The following is a 24,002-nucleotide window of genomic DNA, read 5'->3' as shown; positions in this document are numbered from 1 at the left end:
TTTAAAGGGCTCTGTAGAGCTTTCTAAAATAAAAAACTCTCATGGAAAATTTTTTTAATCTTACGGGATTTGACAGGTTTTATGCCATTAGTGTTTGGCAACAGGAGCCTGATGACTTTCGGATAAGCGTTGTATCATGCAAATTATATGAAATATCAGAAGTTTTATCGGGAAAAATATCGCCGTCGAACCGGGATAAATTAGCCAAAGAAATAATGCAGAATTATAGCGATTGTCCTTGGGTGATGTGCCAAAAGGAAAACACATTTTTTGTGTTGGGGGAGGGATCGGCCGATCAGGCGCTTTTGATGCAACAGGAAATATGGGATGTAAGCGAATTAACGGGAATGTTTTTTCCTTTGCTTGGCGACGTTTCGCTTCCTTCACTTCACCGGTTTTATCTTCAAGGCGAAGGTTCGATCGACGCAGCGTTACCAGTTATTTTCCTAAGGATATTAGAGCACCTGGTACGAATGCCTCTCAAAACAGTCACAACGCTTGGACGCTTGCTGGAAGCAACACCACGGGAGGAGTTGAAGAAACTTTTTGCGGATGCGGCGGCATTTGCCAAGGACGCTCCGGAAGTCACGTTTCATTATCCGCGTGTAACGCCGCCGCCTGCGCCGTCGAATGTGGTCGGCGAATCGGCGAATCCAGTGTCTTCGGATACAGTCGAACCTGTAGGCCGGCAAATGGTCGAAAAAATTTTTGCCGGCGGCGGTTACCTGAACGCTCATTTTGACGCCTATGAAGAACGTGAGGAACAGATCCGATTGGCTTTGGAAATCAATGAGGCATTCAATCAGTCGAATTTTATTTTAGCTGAAGCGGGAACAGGAACAGGCAAGTCGCTGGCGTATCTGGTTCCGGCGGCACTGTGGACGGCAAAAAACAAGCTATTCGGTGAATCGGCCGTCGTCAGCACACACACCAAAAATTTGCAGGACCAGCTTTTCTATAAAGATATCCCGCTTCTTAATCAAATTTTGCCGGTTAATTTCCGCGCGGTTTTATTGAAAGGCCGGAGCAATTATCTCTGTATGAAAAAGTGGAAAGAAATTCTCAACGATCCTGGCTCGTTTCTGACGCCGTCCGAACGTGAGAAAGTTGTGCCACTCGTTTTCTGGTCACAACAAACGCAGACCGGTGATATCAGTGAATGTACCGGATTTTCCTTTGAAGAGAATCTGGCTTTGTGGCACAAACTAGCGTCGGAAAGCGTGTATTGCCAGGCACAAAAATGTAACAGCAGTGAGGAGTGTTTTGTCAAAAAAATCCGCGAAGAGTCCAGGAAAGCGCACGTTACCGTCGTGAATCATTCATTGCTGTTCTCGGATCTGGTGACTGAAAACTCCATTCTCGGCGATTATCCGAACCTGATCATTGATGAAGCGCATCATCTTGAGCGCACGGCACAATCCTATCTGGGGCTTGAATTTTCAATGTGGGCTGTAAAAAATATGTTGTCCACTTTGTATGAGCGCGATCAATTTGAAACCGGTTTGTTTATTCGAATTCGTCAAAAGCTCAAGCAATCCAAATTATCGGCTGGCGAGTCCCGACAATTTATGAATTTACTGACAGCGGCTTCGGATACATGCGGACGCTGGTGGGCCAAAACACAGACGTATCTTCAGCGGATGACGCTTGATGCGTACGAATGGACCAACAAACAACCCGGCAAAGAAATGTATTTTACAAAGCACCGGTACACCCTTGAATCCAGTCTGTTGAAAAAGGAATGTAATGAACGTACCGAATTTATTGAAGCCGCTGCAGAAGTGTCAAACCAACTTGCAATACTTGTGGATACAATGAAGGATTGGCAATCGGATGTATTTGAAGAAGCGGATGAAATGCGCCAGCTATTGATGTTAAGATTACAGGAAGTGGCCACGCTGATGACAACGTTTGAGCAATTGGCGAAGGCCGAACAAAAAAATTTCGTCTATTGGTGCGAATTGCCTATGCGAGAAAAATCGTATGATTTACGTTTTTACGGCGTTCCGCTGAATATCGGGGATATTCTGCAGACGGTATTGTTCAATAAGCTTCACACCTGTGTGTTTTCTTCGGCGACGTTGTCCGTATCAGGAAGTTTTAATTATTACAAAAGCCGGGTAGGCCTCGAATCATTCCCGGATACTAAGTTGTGTGAATTTTCGGTCGGATCGCCATTTAACTTTGAAGAGCAATGTCTTTCTCTGGCATTGGCGTTTATGCCGGATCCGACACATGCTTCATTTAGCTTACATTGTAATGAAGTGTTGTCCAGAATAATCAGGCGGTACCGGCGCGGTGCGCTGATTCTTTTTACGTCGTATGCGATGATGCGTGACAGCTACAAACAATTGAAAGAAAGCCTGGCTAATGACAATATTACGTTACTGATGCAAGGCCGTGACGGCTCGAGAACGGCGCTTGCTGAACGCTTTCGCAAAGATCGGACGTCGGTTTTGTTGGGAACAGACAGTTTCTGGGAAGGGGTGGACGTTCCCGGCGATGCGCTGGAATTGCTGGTTATTACGAAATTGCCGTTTGAAGTGCCGAGCGACCCTTTGGTAGCGGCGAAGATGGAGCGCATCGAACGAAATGGCGGTAAACCCTTTTTCGATTATTCTGTTCCGGAAGCAGTGATCAAATTTCGCCAAGGCTTTGGTCGCCTGATTCGTAGTAAAACTGATCGCGGTGTTGTATTAATTATGGACAATCGTGTTTCAACCAAAGGCTACGGAACGACCTTCACAGGCTCTCTTCCAACGAGTACCTATATGATGCCGAATGAAAAAGAATTGACAGCCGCCCTGGATGAGTTTTTTGAAAAGAAATAAATCCGCTTTTTGCAAACAGTAATAAAAAAAACCCCGATGTTGATTCAACATCGGGGTTTTTGAATTTCAGTAAGAATTAGAATTCTTAGAATGTGTAACGCATGCCGAATTGAATCTGCCAGCGTGAATTCAAGTCGTTGGTTTGGAAACGTTTCGGAAGCGTAACTACACCGGCTCCACTTACATTACCGAAGGTAAACGCAGGTTGACCACTTATTACACCGCGGTAAATGATGTTAGTATTGTCTTGGTTATTGACAAATTTTTCAACACCCATGCTCTTGTCGATGAAGTTGAATAGGTTCAACAGATCCATGGTGAATTCAAATTTTCCTTTTGCAATGTCGAGAGGAACAACTTGAGCAAAATGGAAATCAACGCGGTTTACCCACGGTTCGGTGCTAGCATTTCTTTTGATGATTTTGCCGCGAGCATCTTTCATGGCATCGTCGCCGTTGATATAGTCATTCAGATCGTTCCAGACTTCTGTTGCTGTACGCGGATCGTTGTTGACGGGTACAATGTTAATATCACTTTGATCTTTTGGAACATATACTAAGTCATTGGATGTTTGTCCGTCGCCGTTGACGTCACCGCTGTATGTTTCGGAATAAGGTCTTCCGGAACGGCCAACATATACAAATGAGAAGGTCGTAGTATATTTTGAAACAAATTCGAATGAATGTGAATACGATCCGACGATCCGGTGGCGTGTTTCATAATTGGAGGTAGCCGAACCTACGTGATTTGGATCTCCTTGGATCGGATTAAATCTCCAGTTCGAAATGGCCTGGCTTGAAGTACCGCTATTTTCATCGACGGAACGTCCGTATGTATAAGCGACATTGGCATAATAACCTTTATCGAATTTACCAAAAAGACCTGGCGCAAAATTCTTTTGCAAAGCAAAAGTTAAATTATATTCGTAGCCGTTATCCGTATTTGATAAGTAAATCACATTGGTATACTGCGATTTGTATTTGCCTGCAGTTGCAGTAGAGTATACGGGCCGGAGGCCGTTAGGATCACCGCTCAAGCTAAGTTGACGAGTGTTGGCTGCAGGTCTGAGGTTGATATCTTGATAACGAATTTGATTGATATTCTTCGATGCGATAAAATCAATAGTTCCGATAATGCCGTAAGGCAATTCATGATCAACACCTAAGCTCAATCTCCAGACTTGAGGCAATTTAAAGTCTTTTGCAGTAAGATCGATTTCGCTAGGAGGAGCTGTAAAAACTTTGCCTGGCTGATTATCGATATCCGTAGTAAAGCTGCCAACACCTGGGTTTGTGGTGGTGCGTCCAAATTCAACTCCGGTATTTCCATATTGGTTGGAAATCCACACAAAAGGTGTACGGCCTGAGAAAATTCCGATACCGCCTCGAATCTGTGTTTTGCCATCACCGTGAACATCCCAATTTGCACCTAAACGAGGAGAAATGAGGATATTGCCAGTAGGAACTTTTTCGGTTCTTTCTGTGATTCCGTCAAGAAATGAAGTATTAGCAACAGTATCATTAGCCGCTGGCTTGTCCGGGAAAATCGGAACGTCAAAACGTACACCGGCTGTAACATTCATGTGTTCCATGACTTTGTATACATCCTGTACGTAGAAGCCCAATTGTTGGTAACCGAACTTGGCGGAAGGCTTCGGATCGGCCGGATCCAGCGAATAACTCAAAGCGTACGAAGAAGGAGTTCCGCGTACGAGTGAGTCGATATTGGCAAACGTGTAGTTACCATAGAAATCACGGATAAAAACGTTATCGAATTTATAGATTTCATTGTGCGTCCCGACGGTAAACGTATGATCTCCCATATAGTAGGAAAAGTCATCCGTCAATTCGATTATATCATAATCCAGAGAATTGGCTTGTGAGAAATTCTCCGTTCCGGCAACTAACAAATTCGATCCGTATTGTACGCGTACAAAAGGAAATGGATCAGAAGTTTTCCGTTTATCACGAATGGTTTGATAAGTGAATCTGAATTCATTGTACATGGTGTTGCTTAAAGTACTATTCAGTTGCAACACAGATGAATTCGTCACATCAGCAAATTCGTATCCGGCTTTACTGAATTGGAAGCCGTTGCTGGAGCCTGTTCCTGTTGAGCGTCCAAGGTTATCGTCACCAGCATCCACATAATTGTGACGCAGGGTTAGACGATGATTTTTTGAGATATTGTAATCAATACGGCCAAAAAGTCTGGTGCTTGTGCGATTCAAAGTCTTAACTCCAAACGAACCCGGATCATAACCATACTGATTCATTAATACATTACGGAAATTTTCAGCATCAGCAACCGTGATACCGGTTAACGAGCCGAAATCATTCGAATTGCCGGAGCCAGTTATACCGAAAGCCGACGGTGCATTTCTGTCTGTAAATTCGGCATTGACAAAAAAGAATATTTTGTCTCGTTGGATCGGTCCGCCGACACTGAAACCATACCATTTCTCACTGAAATCGGCAATTTTGCTTTGGCCTTCTGCTTTTCCGACTAATCCTTCATTGCGAGTAGTCGCGTAGAATGTACCGTGAAAAGTATTGGTTCCGCCGCGGGTAATGGCATTAATACTTCCTCCAGTAAAGCCTGATTTACGGATATCATAAGGTGCAATTTCGATCTGGAATTCCTGAATAGCGTCCAAGCTGATTGGGACAGTACCAGCCTGACCGCCTGGAGTTCCGCTTGCCGCTAAGCCGAACACGTCGTTGTTGACGGCACCGTCAATCAAGATAGTATTGTAACGGTTGTTACGACCGGCAGCTTGGTTGCCTTGGAATTGAGGGGTTAAACGTGTAAAATCATCAAAACTGCGACTGATCGTCGGTAGACTCATAATTTCAGTATTGGACACCGTCTTAGAAGCGCCGGTGCGGCTCTCATTGATGATAGAACTGCGTTCCGCAACGATTGCTACTTCTTCTAATGCTACGGCTTCTTCGACCATTGTAAAATCGATACGGCGGTCTTGGCCGAGTGCTACCGTAATGTTTTCAACCGGTTCAGCTTTATAGCCGATAAATTCAACACGGATCGTATAAGGGCCGCCGACGCGGACAGCGGGGATATTATACCGTCCGTCGGCGCGGGAGGCCGCTCCGAATACCGTCCCAGAAGGTTCGTGTTTTGCGATAACATTGGCGCCATACACCGGCTGTCCGTTATTATCTTTGATCATTCCGCTAAAAGACGCCGTCGTGACGCCTTGGGCATGAACAGAAGCCGCCGCGATAACCAGCATGGTTATGATGCTCAACTTAGCCGCCCACTTGCGGAACAAACCTGACAGGTAGAAGCTACTCATCATGTTGGTTCTCCATGGTTTTAGGTTAGTTTTAAAGAGGGATTTAATTTATAAAAACGGGAAAGTGTCTAGGTTATTAATATAATGCAGGAATGTTGCGGCCATATTAAAAAATTATTATCTATTGGTCAAGAAGTATTTTAAGACACCCTGTTGCCCATGGAGGCTTATAATTTCATTAAGAACTTTTCATATCTCGCCTTGAATTGCACAGAGTATATTAATATATTACGCGGTCTTTTTTTGGAGTAGATTCGATGTTTCAATTAGCCAGACGTTTTGAAAAAATTCCGCCGCATTTATTTGCCGAAGTCGACCGGTTGAAGCGCGAAGCGATTGCCCGTGGTCAGGACGTGATAGATCTGGGCGTCGGCGATCCCGATATTCCCACGCCGCAACCTATCATTAACGCCCTGGCGGAAGCGCTGAAGAATCCTGCCAATCACCGGTATCCGTATCAAGCCGGTTCCATGCGCTACCGTGAGGCTATAGTAAGTTTTTTAAAGCGCCGGTATAATGTTCAACTTGATCCTGTCAAAAATATCATTCCGCTCATCGGTACGAAAGAAGGACTGGCTCATTTTCCGATTGCTTTTGTTAATCCTGGCGACGTCGTTTTATCACCTGATCCCGGTTATCCGGCGTATGTTACCGGAACCGCGCTTGCTGATGCGGAATTGTACCGCCTGCCGTTGTTGAAGAAGAATAAATTTTTAATGGATATTGACACCATTCCGGATCATGTTCGTAAGAAAGCGCGGTTACTTTTTTTTAATTATCCCAATAATCCAACGACAGCTCCGGCGGATATCGACTACTTCAATAAAATCGGCCGATTCTGCAAAGCCAATAACATTATCGGTGCGCATGATGCGGCGTATCAGGAATTGTTTTTTGAAAAGGCGCCACCGAGTTTTCTTCAGGTCGAAGGATCATCGGAAATAGGAATTGAATTTCATTCCCTTTCCAAAACATTTAACATGACGGGCTGGCGCGCCGGATTTGCCGCCGGCGAAGCCTCGCTCATTGCAGGACTTAATCGAATCAAAACCAATATCGATACGGGATTATTTTTGGGAATCCAGGAAGCCGCGGCATTTGCACTCGATCACGTAGAAGAATTATCCGCTCCGATGATCCATTTGTATAAAAAACGGCGGGATGTTGTGATCGACGGATTAAATAAAACCCCGATCCGTGCTGAAATTCCGTCGGGAACAATTTATGTCTGGGCGGAGTTGCCGGATGGAATGAATTCGATGGATTTTGCGATCAAGCTGGTCAACGAAAAAGGCGTCGTTGTGACGCCGGGCGCAGGACTGGGAACAGCTTGTGCGAGCTATTTCCGAATTGCCTTGACGACAAACGAAGCCCGGCTTGCTGAAGCCGTACAGCGAATCAGCGAATTTTGTAAAACTGAAATATGAATGACCCTTTAAAAGTGATAGCTGTTATGAGGAGATTTTTTTGAAACCATTCGATAAAATCAAACTCACACATATGATTGTATATGCACACCATGGCGCGATCGAAGAGGAACGCCGGCTGGGGCAACGGTTTGAAATCGACGTCGAAATGGGATTGGATTTCTCACACGCCGCTGAAGAGGATAAACTTGAATTGTCAATCGATTATGAAAAAGTTTATAATAAAATCATCGAAGTGGTAACGGAAAAAAAATATTACCTGATCGAGGCTGTTGCCGAAAAAATTGCCAAGAAAATTTTAACTTCCTTTACGGTCGAAGAAGTCACCGTGCGCGTGCGCAAGCCAAGCGTGCCGATTAAAGGTTCGCTCGATCACGTCGAAGTCGAAATCACCCGGCGCCGGTGATGAAAGCTTCATCCGTACATTCTGTATACCTTAGTTTAGGCTCAAATATTGGTGACCGGAAAGATTTTTTGAATCGCGCGCTTACGATGATTGGCGGCGTCACAATTGTTTCACCCTTCTATGAGACAGCGCCTGTGGGCGACGAATCTCAGGATGATTTTCTCAATTGCGCTGCGTTGATCGAAGCGGAAGAAAAACCTGAAGCGTTGCACCAAAGGCTTTTATCGGTTGAAAAACAGCTTGGCCGTGAACGCCGAGCCGTCTGGGGACCGCGTACAATTGATATCGATATTATTTTTTTTGACGATCTGATCGTCAACTCGGACACTCTGATTATCCCGCATCCGCGATTTGCTGAACGTAATTTTGTGTTGGTGCCGTTAGCGGATATAGCGCCGGATTTTCAATGTCCCGTTTTAAAAACAACTGTTAGTGAATTGTTACGCCGGTCACCGGATAAGCATGCTGTAAAAAAAATATTTTAAGGGAAGCATTTTACAAACGTGACGCAACGAGACGACATAAAATTTATTGCCGTTGATGGTATTGTCAAACGCGATAATACGGCCTTGGCCAAAGCTTTATCTTCGGTCATGCATGCCGAACCGATGCTTGAGGAAAATGCCGTCACGCCGATGATCGATTTTCAAAGCTCGGATCCAAAAGATTTTCTTTTTAAAAAACATATTCTACGCCTTATTGATCGATATAAACAGCAGCGTCAGTTGAGACAAACAGAAATTTTCTATGAACGCGTCGTTACGGATTATTTATTTTATACCGACCGCATTTATGCAAATCTGAAATTAGATTCAGGCGACTTGCAAGTTTATGAGGCGTTGCTCGATTCTATGGAAAAAGAATTGCCCATTCCTGACATGGTTATTTATTTACAGAGCAATCCCGAAACCGTTATGGATAAGCTGGCAACGAATTATGGTTTGCGCGGAAAACATGCCATCGATGCCGGTTATATTCAAAGTCTCAACGATGAATTTAATCAGTTTTTTCTGCATTTTGCATGGTCGCCGGTGCTGATCGTCAACGGCAATCAATTTCATTCTTCCGATCATCGATTGACCCAGGATCTTCTGCAAAAAGTTTTAAAACATGACAGCGGTATCGCTTATTATAATCCTCCGGTGAGTGAGTAACTTTAAGGGCGTCCGCACGTATATGACCGGCTAGTAAACAATTGAATTTGAAGACCGGTTTATATACCTTCAACAGGAAAATGTCATGTTCGAATCTGAAAATATAATACTCCCTGAAAGTTTATCTGGAAATTATCCATTGGAAAAAACAAAACTATCGAATTTTCTTCGTCCCGAAACGATTATCGTTGATTTAGTGGGCCAAAGTAAGCAAGCGGTCATTGATGAATTGATCGGAGTGATGGATGCTGCCGGTTTATTGCTTGACCGGTCACAGGTGCGCGAAGCTGTAATCGAGCGCGAAAGAAAATTAAGTACGGGGCTTGGTAACGGTATAGCCGTACCGCACGGCAAAACTATCGGAGTAGAACGACTTGTGGGGGCATTCGGGATCCATCGGACTGGAATTTCTTTTGATGCGGCAGACGGAGCCCCGGCCAAGTTATTTTTCATGCTAGTTTCTCCAAAAAGCGTTTCCGGACCTCACGTAAAAGCATTAGCGGCTGTGGCTAAATTTATGCGTAATGAACGAAATCGCGAAATTATCTTTGCGGCCAAAACAACTGAAGAAGTTTTCTCTATCTTTGATAAGAAAGGTTGAACTGTGATCGAAGGGTCACTCAAAAGAATCATTCGTTGTGCCGCGTATGCATTTTTCTTCTGCTCCAGCCTCCATACGGGCTTTAGCCAGAAACTTCTCATTCCGATGGATCTAAAACAAGCCGACCATTTAAAAGCTTACGGCATTGCCTTTCACGCGCTGGAATCGGAGATGAATGTGGAATGGCTATTGAATTATCGAGGCGGAGCATTTATGATGAACGCTTCCGAATCAATCCGTAATGAATGTTTGGTCAGAGGTGTGACATGCGAAATGCTGAGTTCGTCGGATGTAGTCGAAATTTATCAGACGATCGAAGACAATAATATGGAAACTATTCTCCTGGAGAAAGCGCCGCGTGTGGCCGTCTACACTCCCCCTGATAAAAAACCGTGGGACGATGCCGTGACAATGGCGTTGGAGTATGCTGAAATCAAATACGATAAAATATTTGACCTTGAAGTGTTACAAGGAAAATTGTCCGATTACGATTGGCTGCATTTGCATCACGAAGATTTTACCGGGCAATACGGGAAATTTTATGCCAATTATGGCCGTACTTCCTGGTATATCCAACAGCAAAAAGACTACGAAGCGTTTGCACGCCAAATGGGTTACGCCAAAGTTTCTAAAGAAAAATTAGCCGTCGTCAAAATGATGCGCGATTATGTACTCAAAGGAGGTTTCCTGTTTGCCATGTGCGGAGCGACGGACAGTTTTGATATCGCCTTGGCTGCGCAAAACACCGACATTTGCGATGTCATGTATGACGGCGATCCGGCCGATCCGATGGCTAACAGTAAACTTGATTATTCGCAGTGTTTTGCATTTACGGCTTTTAAAGCCGATATGAATCCCTACAATTACGAATTTTCCGATATCGATCATCCGTCGAGTCAGGGCGCTGTTCTGAAAAGCGCGGAAGAGGATTACTTTACATTGTTCGATTTTTCAGCTAAATACGATCCCGTTCCGACGATGCTAACGCAAAATCACGTATCGGTGGTAAAGGGTTTTATGGGACAAACGACAGGTTACCGTAAAACGCTTCTCAAAGATAACGTGATTGTCATGGGAGAAGATGCGTCAATCGGGGCTGCAAAATATATTCATGCCAATGTCGGTAAAGGAACGTTTACTTTTTACGGCGGCCACGATCCTGAAGATTATGCGCATCAGGTCGGCGATCCGCCTACGGATCTATCGTTACATAAAAACTCTCCGGGCTACAGGCTCATCTTAAATAATATTCTTTTCCCGGCAGCCAAGAAAAAACCTCAGAAAACGTAACCGTTTTGAAACGCGCCTCGCATCGCATACTGATCATCGGCGGCGTCGCGGCAGGACCTGCGGCAGCTGCCAAAGCCAAACGGTTGAATCCGGATCTGGACATTACCATGTTCGAACAGGGTGAGTTTATTTCGTACGGAACTTGCTCGATGCCGTATTATGTCGGCGATGTTATCAAACATCACGAAGATATTATTACATTCAGCGCTGAAAAATTTGAGAAAGAAAAAGGCTGTACGGTCAAGACAAAACATCGGGTCGTCGATATCAAACCGCATCGGCACAGAGTTGTTGTCCATAACCTGCACTACGATAAAATGGAAGAATATGAATACGATCAGTTATTAATTGCCACTGGAGCCAGAGCCAGAGTTCCCAATAAAGAATGGTTAAAAGCATCCAATGTTTTTACCGTCAAACACTTAAGCGACAGCATCGCGATCAAAAAATATATTGCAGAAAAGAACCCGCGTCGGGTAGTTATTATCGGCGGGGGCTATATAGGGATGGAAATGGCCGAAGCATTTTCAGAGAGACGCTTGGATGTTACGGTGATTCATAAAGACAGTCATCCTATGAATACTCTGGAATCGGAAACTCAGGCGATCGTGCTGGATGAAATCAAAAGGCACGGTGTTCAATTTATAGGTTCGAGTGAAGTTCAAGACATTGTTATCCATAGTGGTGTCGCAAGATCTTTGAAATTGCAGCATCAATCGGTTGATGCCGATCTTATTATATTGGCATTGGGTTTCGAACCAAATACCGAATTGGCGAAGAGTATAAAAATCCGTTGCGGGCGGTTCGGAGGAATTTTGACGGATTCGTTTTTACGAACGAATGTGGATCATATTTATGCGGCCGGTGCATGTACGGAAATTAAAAATATCATTTCTAATAAACCGATTTATCTTCCGCTCGGGAATATTGCGAATAAAATGGGATGGATTGCAGGGGAAAACATGGCAGGCGGGCACGTAGAATTCAAAGGCGTTGTCAGGACAACAGCTGTTAAAGTTTTCGATCTGGAAGTGGCGAGCGTCGGATTGAATTCGGCGGAAGCCGAAGCATCAGACTTCAAAGTTGTTACTGAATCGATCAACGCTTATTCGCATGTACGTGCTTATCCCGGCAGCAAACCCGTTTTTGTCAAACTGATCATGGACGGCCTGACGAAACGCCTGATCGGGGCGAATCTGGTTGGTGAAAAAGGAGCCGCTTTACGTGCCGACGTCTTATCCGTTGCCATTCAAAATAAAATGACGATCAGGCAGATAGCTGAAATGGATCTGATGTACACGCCGCCGTTCGCACCGGTCTGGGATCCGATTTTAGTCGCGGCTAACCAAGCGTTGAAAAAACTAAAAGCGTAATCTCGGCCGAATTCGTACTTGAAAACATGACTGCAGTTTATGTATCTTCACGTGAAAATGTAAAACAACCTGTAAAGTATGGAACACGAAGAACAACCATCTAAAGGATTTCATCGAACAGCCTATCTGTTTGCCGGGCATGGGTTTGTTGCACTGGGTATTATCGGTGCGATATTGCCGTTGATGCCGACCACGATATTTTTGTTGCTGGCTGCCGGGTGTTATGCCAAAAGCTCGCCACAACTGTATGAATGGCTTCATACTAATCGCTATTTTGGAAGTTATCTCAAAAACTATAGAGAAAAACGTGGCACGCCGTTATCAGTAAAAATCGGTTCAATGGCCGTGTTATGGGCCAGTATTGGCTATACAATTGTTTTTACCAAAGCTCCGATCTACGTCGATGTAATTTTGATACTCATCGCTGTCGGCGTTTCGATTCATCTCATCATGATCAAAACGCTCAAAAAAGAGAACTGATTTTTTTCAAACTTCAATTGTATCTTACTTCTTTTTTCCGCATATTCGCCCGCAAGTAAAATAAGCCTACAACGATTCATTAGACTAAGTACAGAACATGAATTTGAAAGATATTCCTGTTGGCAACGATTTTCCCAATGTAGTCAACGCCATTATTGAAATTCCCGAAGGCAGCCGCAATAAATATGAATACGATGTGAAGCTTGAAGTTTTTAAATTGGATCGCGTATTGTATTCAGCCGTTCATTATCCGACAGCGTATGGCTTTATTCCGAGCACGTATTACGACGATGGCGATCCGTTGGATATCCTGGTGCTTGCCAGTCAACCGTTGTTGACGGGCATTTTGGTAGAGACGCGGCCCCTTGGCGTATTACGGATGCGCGACGACAAAGGCGCCGATGACAAAATTCTGGGCGTGGCCATCGGGGACGAGCATTACCGCGATATGCGGCGCGTAGAGCAATTGCCGCATCACTTGCTTGTCGAAATCGAACATTTTTTTACGACGTACAAACATCTCGAAGGAAAGCATGTTCAGAGTTTCGGCTGGGAACCGACGGAATTTGCCCGGAGTGCTATTCGGCTTGGGCATGAAAAATATCTGGAAATCAAACGGGCACAATAATGCCGCTCACGCATCAGTTAGCCGTTATTGCTTATGTAATTCATAACGGAAAATTTCTTCTTTTGAAGCGTAATCATGAACCCAAAGTCTGGGGTCCGCCTGGCGGACGTCTGGAAATAAATGAAAATCCTGCAGAAGGAATCTTACGGGAGGTCAAAGAAGAAAGTGGATTAGATATTAACCTGCTTGGGCCGGCCGATATCTGGTACGGGTCATTTCGCGAAGGTGTTCTTGTTTCCATTGATTATCTTGCAGAAACCGATCATGCGGGAGTACAATTATCCGATGAACATTCTGCATTTCAATGGGCCGCTATCGATAATTTACGGGCAGGTAATCCACCGTTGGCGGATGGCGAACCGGGCTTTAAGTTAATTGATTTTGAAAAAGCGTGGGCGCTTTACAATAAAATAAAAAAATGAACGACGGCATGCCCAACACGAATAGTTGAAAAATAAGTAATTTTTGATAGTTAGAACGGAGTATTTATGCAACATTCGGAATCCATTTTAATTTTGGATTTTGGTTCACAGTACACACAATTAATCGCGCGGCGTATCCGCGAGATGAATGTTTATTGCGAAATTCATCCTTTCAACATTACTCCAGAGAAGGTAAGAGCGTTTAATCCGGCAGGGATCATTTTATCGGGAAGCCCTTCAAGCGTGGATGAAGAAGGCGCGCCGTTGCCGGATCGCAAAATTTTTGAATTAGGCATCCCCGTTTTGGGCGTATGTTACGGCATGCAGTTGATCGCACATTATTTTGGCGGCAAAGTCGATCGCGCAGCTCAACGCGAATTCGGTCGGGCACATTTGCTGGTCGATCGCAAGGAAGATTTATTTAAAAATTTTCCGGCTGAAACGGTCGTTTGGGAAAGTCATGGCGATCGGCTGGAAAAAATTCCTCCGGGATTTGAGAGCATCGCTCATACGGAAAACGCACCGATTGCCGCCATGCGTGATATATCAAAAAAATGCTGGGCCGTCCAATTCCATCCCGAAGTTGCGCATACTCCGATGGGGAAGGAACTGCTTAAAAATTTTATCTTCGACATTTGTAAATGTTCCGGCAACTGGACGACGGCTTCTTTCGTACAGGAAACGATTCGTGAAATTCGTGAAAAAGTCAAAGACGGTTATGTCATTTGCGCATTATCCGGCGGCGTCGACTCTTCTGTAGTGGCAATGCTATTGCATCGGGCCATTCCGGATAGATTTTCGGCTATTTTTGTCGATAACGGTTTGCTCCGAAAAAACGAACGCGACCAGGTCGAACAAACTTTTAAGAAATTTTTTAATAATCATCTGATCGTAGCCGACGCTTCTGAATTATTCTTGTCGCGGTTAAAAGGCATTGAAGATCCGGAGAAAAAAAGAAAAATTATTGGTAATACATTTATCGACGTCTTCGACGGTGAAGTTCAAAAATTAAAATCATCCGTTGGACATGTCGATTTTCTGGCTCAAGGCACTTTGTATCCGGACGTTATTGAAAGCGTTTCGATCAAGGGACCGTCGGCTACGATCAAGACGCATCACAACGTAGGTGGATTGCCCGAAAAGATGCATTTAAAGCTTATCGAACCTTTACGTGAATTGTTTAAAGACGAAGTGCGGGCCGTAGGACGTGAACTCGGATTGTCGGATGAGTTATTAATGAGGCATCCTTTTCCAGGTCCCGGTTTGGCTGTTCGCGTGCTGGGTGAAGTCACTAAGGAACGATGTGACGTGCTTCGGGAAGCCGACGCTATTTTTATCGACGAACTTAAATCTTCGGGACAATACAGCCGGGTTTGGCAGGCTTTTACCGTGTTATTGCCCGTCAAATCGGTCGGTGTAATGGGTGATGCGCGTACGTATCAGAATGCCGTGGCGATTCGCGCGGTGACCAGTCAGGATGGTATGACGGCGGATTGGGCGCATTTGCCGTACGAACTGCTCGGAAAAATTTCAAACCGCATTATCAATGAAGTCAAAGGCATCAATCGCGTTACATACGATATCAGTTCCAAACCGCCGGCGACGATTGAATGGGAATAATTACCTAGCGATTGTGATCGTTAATTTTTTGAATACAATTTATGACATCTTTCGGAACGATTTTTCGTAGCCTCATCCGTTCTTCAAATGAGCCCCGCCATTCCTTCAAAAAATACGAATGCCTGACTTATCATGAACACCGCTGCACGATTTGTCCGGCGATTTCATTGCGTTATGAAACGGAAGTAAAGCTGAAGGACCGAGCCTTTAAAGAATTTTGGAGTAAGAACGGATTTCCGGGCAAACCGGAATCATTGACGGCGTCGCCGTTGGGAAGGCGATACCGTACGAACAGCAAGCGTCGCGTATTTGCAACGCGTGAAGGCCCTTTGTTGGGGTTTACAGAATTGGATCGCACCGGACGCGTCAGGCCTTTGGACGTGATCGACTGCCCGATTGAACCGTCGGATCACTCACGTGTTTATAATCTCGTTCAACAATTCATTGACGATCGCAGTGGACGGGCATTGGGTCGAGAAATGAATTATGTTATTGTCAAAGGGACGTACAAACAGCTTACCGTTTTGTTGAGCCTTAAACATTATACACCGTCTCTTAATGCCGGGCTCAATCAACTCTCCAAAAACCTTACACGGGAAATCCAATCGGTCACGAGCGTTTTTTCGTTTTTGGATGAACACAGTCGTTATTACATGTCCGATAAAGCCGATATTTCGCCACAAGGTTTGAGAAAAATTTTCGGTGGCTCTGAAATTACTGCAACGGTTACCGGCAACAAACTTTCATATTCACCTCTGGTTTTCTCGCAGACCAATGCATCAATGATTAATTGGATGGTACAAAAAGCATCGGAATGTCTTCAGCCGAAGCCGGACGAACACTTGTATGACTGGTATTGCGGCTATGGCGTTTTTGCTATTTCGCTGGCGCATGCTTACAAGGCCGTTCATGGAGTCGAATCGTCGGCAGACGCGGTCGAATCAGCCAAAGTCAATGCATCGCGATTGAAGATTTCCAACGTACGTTTTACCAACGCTCGCCTCGATCGCGATACGATTACAAGATTCCCGGTTAGCAACGAAACGGTTGTTATCCTCGATCCGCCGCGTAACGGCACGGATCAAGGCGTGATCGAGTGGCTTGCGGAAGGTGGCATCAAAAAAGCGCTCCATTTATTTTGTGAAATTGACCATCTTCCGAAGGAAATTGAGCGCTGGAATCGAAGCGGATTCAGGCCTGTTCGGATTATACCTTTTGATATGTTTCCCGGTACGGACAGCGTTGAAACCATGGTATTGCTTGAGCCCAAGGCCTGAATTATTTTTAATTTGAAAATATAAAGCAAAAATTGTACACTACAGATGGTTCACAAACTTTAAGAAAGGATCCATGCCTATGAAATGTGGAATCGGGATTGTTATGTTGGCTTTTTTAGCTGTCACGAATATTTCGGCTCAGCAGCAACGGTACACGCTGACTTTTGGCAGTAATACTATTGACATCAGTTGCAGTAACCAAGCTCCTGAAGGTTTCTACAAAGACGTGACGTTCACATCGTCCATTCCTATCCGCATTTTCTTTCAGAAAAACGACAAAACCGTCATGGATGTGGTTGGTAAAAGTGTCGTATACAACTACAAGAGGAATGAACAAGCGGAATATGTTGCCGATGTGACGGTGGATGGCAAGAGCTATTGGTCGACGCGTTGCATTTATTTTGTGACGGCCAATATCGATAAACCTACGGTTTCATTTAACGGACAGACAATGGACGTTGTCGGTGTTGTTTACTTTCCTCAAACCGGAACAACCTTCAGCATCTCACGGCTGCTTTGAGCGGCTTCGTAAAGCAATAATGTAAAGCGGCTATATCGGCCAGTTCCTAGTCTGAAATGATATCGGTTTGAAAGAATGGCATACGGTAACCGCCCTGCCGGATTTGTTCGATGATGGTCAGAGTTTGTGAAGGTTTTATATCCAACGATTCGCCTTTGCCGTCAATCCTTCTCCGTCCAGGCCATGGCACCAAGCACACGCGCGATTGTAGAGGGAAGCTCCTTTTAGCGTATCCGGTTTTTAGAGAAATCGAAGGCCTAGTGAAGCTGAAGAAGCATGTTTTCAAGTGCTTTCAAATTAATCCGACCTTTACGACGCTTATTTTGGACTTGGTAAGATTCGTTTAATAGCTAGAGACTATCTATCGAAAGCCTTAACCCTCAATCCATCGGATGCAAGGGTTCGTCAGTGGTTAGCCAAAACAAAACAGCCTTAAAATTCCCTTGCGCTTACTATGTTCGATCCTTACATTGACCGCACCCTCTATTGCGTCATAGTTTGTCAGTTCCATTTAGCTAGGTAATTTCATGGTTAGAATCGCCTTGATAGTAGTATTTTTGTCTGTTTGTTCCTTGCGCTAATATTTATAGATAAAGCCAACGGATTGTTTTAGTGTCGTTTGGATAGTTCTGCTTAATGGTGAACCACATTATGATGCAGGTTGTTTGAGTGTTAGAAGTGTTATAGTTTCACGGGTTTTTACAATTAAAGTCAATAATTATTAATAATGCTTAAGGCCATATTGTCAATAATTCTTTTTTGTTCCTTTGTGTTACTGACACAATCAGGTCAGCCTGTATCAGGAGTCGTAGTGAGTTCAGAAGACTTGATGCCGGTGCCGGACGCGCGTGTTCGGTTTCCCGGAAGCAATGATTTCGTTTTGACCAATGCTCAAGGTGAATTTACACTCTTTACGGATAAAGCCATCGGTTCGTTTGTAACACTTGCAGCCGGTAAGCGCGGATGGTTCAATAAACGGCGGTTGTTCGTAGTCGGTACCAGCGATACTATCAAAATGGAACCATTGCCTGAAGAAGATAATGCTGATTTTGTTTTTCAAAATCCGACGTTTTGCCGGAATTGTCACGGTGGTTTATTTAATCAATGGAGTGAATCCAAACATGCGCGGGCGGCCACGAATTCGATGCTGAAACAAATCTACAACGGCACGGACGTCAACGGTAATACGGGAGTATATCCCGGGTTTAAATTGAATTTTCCGAATGAAGGCGGTGATTGCGGCGATTGCCATGCACCGTCGGCTGCGCTGCGTACGCCGGGAAATACGGAATTAAACGATGTATGGAATTCCAACAGCATCGACACGGCCGGTGTGTTCTGCGATTTCTGCCATAAGATTGACAGCGTGGACGTGAATTATTCTACCGGAGTGAACGGATCGATTTTTGTGAAACGGCCTATGCCGCATGCACGTGATATTAATTATGGACAATTTGACGATGTGACCACGGACTGGATGGGCGGTACGTATAACCCGATTTATGAAAAAAGTGCGTTTTGTTCCGGTTGCCATCAATATGCAAACCGCTACGGAGTGATTGTCGATGATACGTACGACTCATGGGCGGCGAGTTCGTTTGCGGCCCAAGGTATTCAATGCCAAGATTGTCACATGCGCCCCAACAGTGATTCGATTTTCGCCGGTGGAATTGCGGCCGCGGATGCGGTGGTACGTGATACGAACAGAGTGTACAGCCAGTTTTTTAAAGGGACGACGCCGGCATTTATGAATCGATCGGCACGATTGGCCGTGGAAAAGACGTTGACGCAAAATCAATTGTCGCTCAAAGCGCTGGTGACCAACGTCGGCGCGGGTCACAAATTACCGACCGGAGTGAGTTTCAGAAATATGTTCCTGGTAGTCAAAGCGGATAATAACGGTCAAATGTTGACACAACTCGATGGGGACACCATTCCGTTTTACGGCGGTGTGGGCAGTCCTGCGGAAGGTAATTTTTCCGGCCTTCCGGGAAAAGGATTTACGTTATTTACACGCAATGAGGATACCGGCGATTCGCCAACGACAAATTGGTTTGCTACCGAGATTATTTATGATAGCCGGATTCCGGCAGGAAAGACAGATACCAGCAGCATGGTGTTCAAGGTAGGCAAGAACTCTCAGGCGAATATTCATATCCAGTTGGTGTACCGTGCTGTTTTCAAGGCGTGGGCGGATGTCAAAGGTTGGGATATGCGGGAATATGTGATGATTGATACGGTGTTTCAGATTCAATTTGATGAATCGATACGTGAGCCGGAGAACTATGCTTTGTATCAGAATTATCCGAACCCATTCAATGGTGATACACGGATCAAATACGATGTTCCAGACAATAATCAATCGGTAACGATAAAAATATATAATGCGATGGGACAGGAGATCCGGACGCTTGAAAATTCTAGAAAAGACGCAGGTCAATACGCAGTAACGTGGGATGGCAGAAATGCCAAAGGGCAGACGGTCGCGTCCGGACTGTATTTTTACAGGATGATAGCCGGTAAGACTGTTCAAACAAAAAAGCTTTTGTTCATCAAATAAAGGAGGAACGTTATGAATTTTTTACGAACAACGTTTGGGTGCTTTATTGTAGCCGCGCTGGTGCTTGTTGCATCAGCCCGAGCTCAGACAAACCTCACGTGGACGCAAGCATATCCGACTGTCCATAACGGTTATGCCTTTGTCATAAGCCCCGTTAATAATAATGTCGTTTATATTCATGATAACGTAGAGGGAGCATTTAAAGTAAGTTATAACGGCGGCGTGACGTGGGGTAAGCGCGGTTCCATTACACCGGGTCCGGGTATTCGTACAATACGCGTGAGTCCGTTGGATACGTCCATCATCGTGATGGTTGGTAATTCGGGTATTCTTCGCAGCACGAATGGCGGGTATAACTGGGATAATGTTCAGCCGGAGGGTTCGATTGACGGTGAATCGATTGATTATAATTTTGCTCATCCGGATACGATGTATTTTGTTGATTTTTACACAAGCGAATTTTGGCTCAGTGCGGATACAGGACGTACGTGGCAAGTACGTTCGGTCGTACCGTATGGCAACGTCTGTACGATTGCGGCCGATCCGTTTCATCCGAATGTCATTGTTGTCGGATCAGGGGACACGCGTATTGCCCGTTCAACCGATTATGGCGAAACCTGGACATTAGTTAAAACCGGTAATGAATATTTTTCGGAGTGTCCGAAAATTGTCTGGGATAAGTCCACACCGAATATGGTATACGCGGCTATTCAACAAGATGTCAATTTCTCGTTTTATCGAAGTACGGATGGCGGTGTGACATGGAACGATATGGGATTATATGGAATATTTATGTGGGGGCTGGATCAGGATCCGGATAATGGGGATCTGTTCATTGGCGTTTTTGGTTCAACAGGAAGCGCACAGCATGAATTCAATCTTGGTATCTTTAGAAGCGCCGATAAAGGTAAAAGCTGGCAGCAGCTTGGAAATACTTTTGCTATCCAAATGTTTGGATGATCAAAACTGCTTCGAATCATGACGTTTATGCTTTGAATGCAGATGATCCTAACGCATTTGGTAATGTTCATCTTTATAAACTTAATACGGATCCTTCCGGTTACGGTAAAGTTTCAGGTACCATCACTACGGTTACGGGTGGATTACCGGTAGAGCACGCTTCCATCGTTGTAGTCGGAGGTTCGGATAGCTGTATCGTCAATAATGTTGATGGCACATACACGATGTATCTATCACCCGGCACGTATTCCCTCAAAGCCCAATCGGCAGGTGTTAATCAAATCATTGGAAGTGTGAATATTGTTGCTACAGGAAATACGGTAGTCGATTTTCAATTACCATTAAGCGGAACTTTGGGGTCTATTGGAGTGAGTGTAAGTAACATTTACCAGGATGATCTGGATTACATCGCGTTATTGTATGGCCGATATGGTAACGGCGCTCCATTTCCGGTCGATACGCTTTCGGGCAATGCCTTTACCAATCTTTCTTCGCTAAATTTTTATGATTCTATTGTTGTTGTTCCAAGTACGGTTCCCTATATAACGACCTCTGTATCACCGCTTGCGCTTAATAATGATTATACGATAAATGTTAAACGCGCTGACGTTCTTATTATCAATGATCCTGATCCTAATTTTGGTGTTGGCGGAGCTACGTACGCACCAACATACCAAACCCCTTTATCGGATTCGGGTTTTTCGTCATTTAATTGGAACGTTGATGAGCGCGGGCGTTCTATTTCATTGAGCGCAATTAATAAAACCAATCTCAAAACAGTAATGTGGTTGACTCGTAGGCACCTTTCATCCATGCCTCAGGAGTTCCTGGATAGTTTGGCGATGTTCTGTAATGAGGGGATAGATATTATTGTTGCCGGACAAAATCTGGTAGAATTGGATTCGGCACATTCATTTTTTAAGAATACATTGAAATTGGGATTTACAGGAAATTACACCAATAGTACAGCCATCAACGGTTTTACAAGCAGCCCCATTGGGAACGGGATTAATTTTTCGGCAAGCAGTTCCACTTCGCGTGACAAAATCAACCTTCTTTCTGCTTCAGGTCATAAAGCATTTTATTATGGTTCGGTTGCTGGAGACTCCGTTAATATTGGTGGAGCGTTTGTCGACAATACGGGCAGCAACGGCTGGGCTTTGTTGTTGGGTTTTGATTTGTCCGGTGTTGCGTCATCTGTTATAGGCAAAATCTTTAAAAGGACACTTTCACTTAATGCGCCTATCGCGCCATCCAATCTAATGACGACAACCATTTCGGCGTCAAAGATCCAACTGAGCTGGACGGATAATGCTGATAATGAAACGGGATTTATTATTTCCCGTTCATTGACGAGCGGCAGCGGTTACGCCAATATCGATACGGTTGAAGCGAATGAAACAACATTAACCGATTCGAATTTAACAGCCAGTACGACATATTATTATGTAGTCAAAGCTGTGAATGCCAGCGGCACATCGGCCAATTCGAATGAAGCCAACAGTACTACATTTGCGCTTCCGTTGGGCGAACAATACGCACCGCATATTGCGACGTCGATTCTGCAGAATCCGGCGTTGTCGAAATATTTTGACATGGTGGTCGTGACCGACACAGTGCTCAGCGGCGTGCCGACGGTCAAGATGTGGGTGACCGGTTTGACCGATACTACATCGATCGCGATGGCTCAGGTGAACGGTACCAATAAAGTATATCGTGGTGCGTCGGTGTTCTCAGTCAGCGGAACTTATAATTTCCGGATCAAGGCAACTACGAGCGGTGGAAGAGATTCGATCCAGACAAGAACCTATGGCGTCACGCTGGCCAAGCCGGGACAGATCGCCTCGGTCACCACCCCCAACGGTCAAGGGACCTTGCAGATGAGCAAACATTCGGTTAAAACCGAGACCTATATGACAGCCTCGGATGAAAGTGAAACGGTTGTGAAATTCGGTCCGGAGAGCGACTACGCCGAGGAACTGGTGCTCACGATGACCTATGCCCAAGGTAATTTCGCAGATGAAGGGAAGGTGTTTATTTATCAGAAGACCGGTGATACGTGGACGCCTTTGCGTACACAAGTGTATGCGGAGAAGCATCAAGTGCGGGCCTTAGTCAAAACTTTGGGAGAGTTTAAGGTCGGGCTCGATGCTACATTTACCGGTAATAATGTTGTGCCGAAAGAATTTACATTGAAACAAAACTATCCGAATCCATTTAACCCGAGCACAACGATCGCGTTTGATCTTCCACAGGACGGTACTCTGAAGTTAGTGGTATATAATTTATTGGGTCAGCGCGTGAAGACGCTGTATAGCGGATTTCAATTGGCCGGCAGTTACCGCATCAGCTGGGATGGGAAGAATGAACTGGGCCAGCAGGTGGCGAGCGGGGTGTATTTATACCGCGTCGAAGCCGGCGCGTTTGTCAAAACGAAAAAAATGATGTTGATCAAATAAGGAGTAGAATTATGAGATCGAGGAAGATATTTACATTAATGGCTATGACGGTAGCATTGGGAATGCTTTCGTGTGGTGGCGGTTCCGGTAAAGGGGATTACGATAAACTGATAACCGAGGGCGAGACGTTGTTCGCGTCGGGAGATTACACGGAAGCCTTGGCAGCGTTTGAAGACGCTCGGGATGCGGATCCTGACAAGGCTGAAATCTACAGTGCAATAGGGTGGTGCTACATTCAGTTGAGCAATATCACGGCCGCGTCGAATGCGTTCAGTGACGGGGCGGATAAAACGAATGCACCGGCTGATTTGTTTGCCGGATGGGCGTTTGTGCTGAGTGCGGGGAAGAGTTATGCGGCGGCGAACACGGAGATCGGCGTGGCTTTGGCGTTGGATTCGGATTGGGAGTTTACGTATGGTCTTGGATTGGATGTTTCTGACTTACGGGTTTTGAAAGCGTCGAATCATTTTGTGCTGGGAGAGTTTACACAGAGTTTGGCGGAAGTAAAGATTCTGGATTCAGGATTTAATGCGAATGTGGCGACACCGGCCGGGTTGGCATCGTTGTCCCAGAAGATCGAGAGTCTGAAAACACAATTTGGGAAGCTCAAGTTACCGAATTAAGAATCAAGAGAATACTTTACGAACCCTTTGAGATTGGATTTTCAAAGGGTTTTTT

At 44.9% G+C, this 24,002-nt stretch carries 19 protein-coding genes and 1 pseudogene; 18 read left to right on the top strand and 2 right to left on the bottom strand.

Annotated elements, in window-relative coordinates; genetic code table 11:
• The first annotated feature begins 41 nt into the window (after positions 1 to 41).
• A complete protein-coding gene (locus K1X84_04480; GenBank protein MBX7150870.1) occupies positions 42 to 2,831 on the top strand; it encodes a DEAD/DEAH box helicase family protein in 2,790 nt (929 codons plus the stop codon).
• 85 nt (positions 2,832 to 2,916) lie between these two features.
• On the opposite strand, the gene K1X84_04475 is transcribed toward K1X84_04480, so the two are convergent.
• A complete protein-coding gene (locus K1X84_04475; protein MBX7150869.1) occupies positions 2,917 to 6,150 on the bottom strand; it encodes a carboxypeptidase regulatory-like domain-containing protein in 3,234 nt (1,077 codons plus the stop codon).
• Positions 6,151 to 6,404: 254 nt separating this feature from the next.
• On the opposite strand from K1X84_04475, the gene K1X84_04470 reads away from it, so the two are divergent.
• The 13 genes from K1X84_04470 to K1X84_04410 all read left to right on the top strand — a co-directional run bounded on the left by K1X84_04470 (position 6,405) and on the right by K1X84_04410 (position 17,345).
• Positions 6,405 to 7,574 carry an LL-diaminopimelate aminotransferase gene (locus tag K1X84_04470; protein MBX7150868.1) on the top strand — a complete coding sequence of 390 codons (1,170 nt, stop codon included), beginning with the start codon at positions 6,405 to 6,407 and terminating at the stop codon, positions 7,572 to 7,574.
• 73 nt (positions 7,575 to 7,647) lie between these two features.
• Positions 7,648 to 7,980: a dihydroneopterin aldolase gene (folB, locus tag K1X84_04465; GenBank protein ID MBX7150867.1), complete on the top strand. Its 333-nt coding sequence runs from the start codon at positions 7,648 to 7,650 to the stop codon at positions 7,978 to 7,980.
• Positions 7,980 to 8,465 carry a 2-amino-4-hydroxy-6-hydroxymethyldihydropteridine diphosphokinase gene (folK, locus tag K1X84_04460; protein ID MBX7150866.1) on the top strand — a complete coding sequence of 162 codons (486 nt, stop codon included), beginning with the start codon at positions 7,980 to 7,982 and terminating at the stop codon, positions 8,463 to 8,465. Before folB ends, folK begins: the two co-directional genes overlap by 1 nt.
• An 18-nt stretch (positions 8,466 to 8,483) precedes the next feature.
• Positions 8,484 to 9,134, top strand: a complete 651-nt coding sequence (locus K1X84_04455) for a deoxynucleoside kinase (protein MBX7150865.1) — start codon at positions 8,484 to 8,486, stop codon at positions 9,132 to 9,134.
• Between the two features lie 85 nt (positions 9,135 to 9,219).
• A complete protein-coding gene (locus K1X84_04450; GenBank protein ID MBX7150864.1) occupies positions 9,220 to 9,735 on the top strand; it encodes a PTS sugar transporter subunit IIA in 516 nt (171 codons plus the stop codon).
• 30 nt (positions 9,736 to 9,765) lie between these two features.
• Positions 9,766 to 11,025: an asparagine synthetase B gene (locus K1X84_04445; protein ID MBX7150863.1), complete on the top strand. Its 1,260-nt coding sequence runs from the start codon at positions 9,766 to 9,768 to the stop codon at positions 11,023 to 11,025.
• Positions 11,026 to 11,030: 5 nt separating this feature from the next.
• On the top strand, positions 11,031 to 12,398 hold the full coding sequence (locus K1X84_04440; GenBank protein ID MBX7150862.1) for an FAD-dependent oxidoreductase: 1,368 nt from the start codon (positions 11,031 to 11,033) through the stop codon (positions 12,396 to 12,398).
• 78 nt (positions 12,399 to 12,476) lie between these two features.
• Positions 12,477 to 12,878 (top strand): YbaN family protein, encoded by a 402-nt coding sequence (locus K1X84_04435; GenBank protein ID MBX7150861.1) that lies wholly within the window; start codon positions 12,477 to 12,479, stop codon positions 12,876 to 12,878.
• Between the two features lie 97 nt (positions 12,879 to 12,975).
• Positions 12,976 to 13,506, top strand: coding sequence for an inorganic diphosphatase (locus K1X84_04430; GenBank protein MBX7150860.1), 531 nt, complete (start codon positions 12,976 to 12,978; stop codon positions 13,504 to 13,506).
• Positions 13,506 to 13,928 (top strand): NUDIX hydrolase, encoded by a 423-nt coding sequence (locus tag K1X84_04425; protein MBX7150859.1) that lies wholly within the window; start codon positions 13,506 to 13,508, stop codon positions 13,926 to 13,928. The genes K1X84_04430 and K1X84_04425 overlap by 1 nt, the downstream gene beginning before the upstream one ends.
• Positions 13,929 to 13,994: 66 nt before the next feature.
• Entirely contained in the window at positions 13,995 to 15,548 is a 1,554-nt protein-coding gene (guaA, locus tag K1X84_04420; protein MBX7150858.1) for a glutamine-hydrolyzing GMP synthase, read from the top strand.
• 41 nt (positions 15,549 to 15,589) lie between these two features.
• Complete coding sequence (locus tag K1X84_04415) at positions 15,590 to 16,825, top strand: methyltransferase domain-containing protein (protein ID MBX7150857.1); 1,236 nt, start codon at positions 15,590 to 15,592, stop codon at positions 16,823 to 16,825.
• Between the two features lie 79 nt (positions 16,826 to 16,904).
• Entirely contained in the window at positions 16,905 to 17,345 is a 441-nt protein-coding gene (locus K1X84_04410) for a hypothetical protein (GenBank protein MBX7150856.1), read from the top strand.
• Between the two features lie 135 nt (positions 17,346 to 17,480).
• On the opposite strand, the pseudogene K1X84_04405 reads toward K1X84_04410, so the two are convergent.
• Positions 17,481 to 17,570: pseudogene (locus K1X84_04405) on the bottom strand (c-type cytochrome).
• Between the two features lie 586 nt (positions 17,571 to 18,156).
• Between K1X84_04405 and K1X84_04400 the strand changes: the two are divergent.
• The 4 genes from K1X84_04400 to K1X84_04385 are packed head-to-tail and all read left to right on the top strand — an operon-like array spanning position 18,157 to position 23,947.
• On the top strand, positions 18,157 to 19,905 hold the full coding sequence (locus K1X84_04400) for a T9SS type A sorting domain-containing protein (GenBank protein MBX7150855.1): 1,749 nt from the start codon (positions 18,157 to 18,159) through the stop codon (positions 19,903 to 19,905).
• Between the two features lie 12 nt (positions 19,906 to 19,917).
• Positions 19,918 to 20,865, top strand: coding sequence for a hypothetical protein (locus tag K1X84_04395; GenBank protein MBX7150854.1), 948 nt, complete (start codon positions 19,918 to 19,920; stop codon positions 20,863 to 20,865).
• Positions 20,862 to 23,324, top strand: coding sequence for a T9SS type A sorting domain-containing protein (locus tag K1X84_04390; GenBank protein ID MBX7150853.1), 2,463 nt, complete (start codon positions 20,862 to 20,864; stop codon positions 23,322 to 23,324). The genes K1X84_04395 and K1X84_04390 overlap by 4 nt, the downstream gene beginning before the upstream one ends.
• A gap of 11 nt (positions 23,325 to 23,335) precedes the next feature.
• On the top strand, positions 23,336 to 23,947 hold the full coding sequence (locus tag K1X84_04385; protein ID MBX7150852.1) for a tetratricopeptide repeat protein: 612 nt from the start codon (positions 23,336 to 23,338) through the stop codon (positions 23,945 to 23,947).
• The last annotated feature ends 55 nt before the right edge of the window (positions 23,948 to 24,002 follow it).

It is taken from the genome of bacterium, assembly GCA_019695335.1.
Classification (GTDB): domain Bacteria; phylum CLD3; class CLD3; order SB21; family SB21; genus JABWBZ01.
Note: the sequence above shows the minus strand (reverse complement) of the source record. Positions and strands in the feature narration are given on the sequence as shown.

Coding starts and splice junctions, on each gene's coding strand:
- K1X84_04480 (MBX7150870.1), top strand. CDS start 42: ATGGAAAATTTTTTTAATCTTACGGGATTTGACAGGTTTTATGCCATT.
- K1X84_04475 (MBX7150869.1), bottom strand. CDS start 6,150: ATGATGAGTAGCTTCTACCTGTCAGGTTTGTTCCGCAAGTGGGCGGCT.
- K1X84_04470 (MBX7150868.1), top strand. CDS start 6,405: ATGTTTCAATTAGCCAGACGTTTTGAAAAAATTCCGCCGCATTTATTT.
- folB (MBX7150867.1), top strand. CDS start 7,648: ATGATTGTATATGCACACCATGGCGCGATCGAAGAGGAACGCCGGCTG.
- folK (MBX7150866.1), top strand. CDS start 7,980: ATGAAAGCTTCATCCGTACATTCTGTATACCTTAGTTTAGGCTCAAAT.
- K1X84_04450 (MBX7150864.1), top strand. CDS start 9,220: ATGTTCGAATCTGAAAATATAATACTCCCTGAAAGTTTATCTGGAAAT.
- K1X84_04435 (MBX7150861.1), top strand. CDS start 12,477: ATGGAACACGAAGAACAACCATCTAAAGGATTTCATCGAACAGCCTAT.
- K1X84_04430 (MBX7150860.1), top strand. CDS start 12,976: ATGAATTTGAAAGATATTCCTGTTGGCAACGATTTTCCCAATGTAGTC.
- K1X84_04425 (MBX7150859.1), top strand. CDS start 13,506: ATGCCGCTCACGCATCAGTTAGCCGTTATTGCTTATGTAATTCATAAC.
- guaA (MBX7150858.1), top strand. CDS start 13,995: ATGCAACATTCGGAATCCATTTTAATTTTGGATTTTGGTTCACAGTAC.
- K1X84_04415 (MBX7150857.1), top strand. CDS start 15,590: ATGACATCTTTCGGAACGATTTTTCGTAGCCTCATCCGTTCTTCAAAT.
- K1X84_04410 (MBX7150856.1), top strand. CDS start 16,905: ATGAAATGTGGAATCGGGATTGTTATGTTGGCTTTTTTAGCTGTCACG.
- K1X84_04395 (MBX7150854.1), top strand. CDS start 19,918: ATGAATTTTTTACGAACAACGTTTGGGTGCTTTATTGTAGCCGCGCTG.
- K1X84_04390 (MBX7150853.1), top strand. CDS start 20,862: ATGATCAAAACTGCTTCGAATCATGACGTTTATGCTTTGAATGCAGAT.
- K1X84_04385 (MBX7150852.1), top strand. CDS start 23,336: ATGAGATCGAGGAAGATATTTACATTAATGGCTATGACGGTAGCATTG.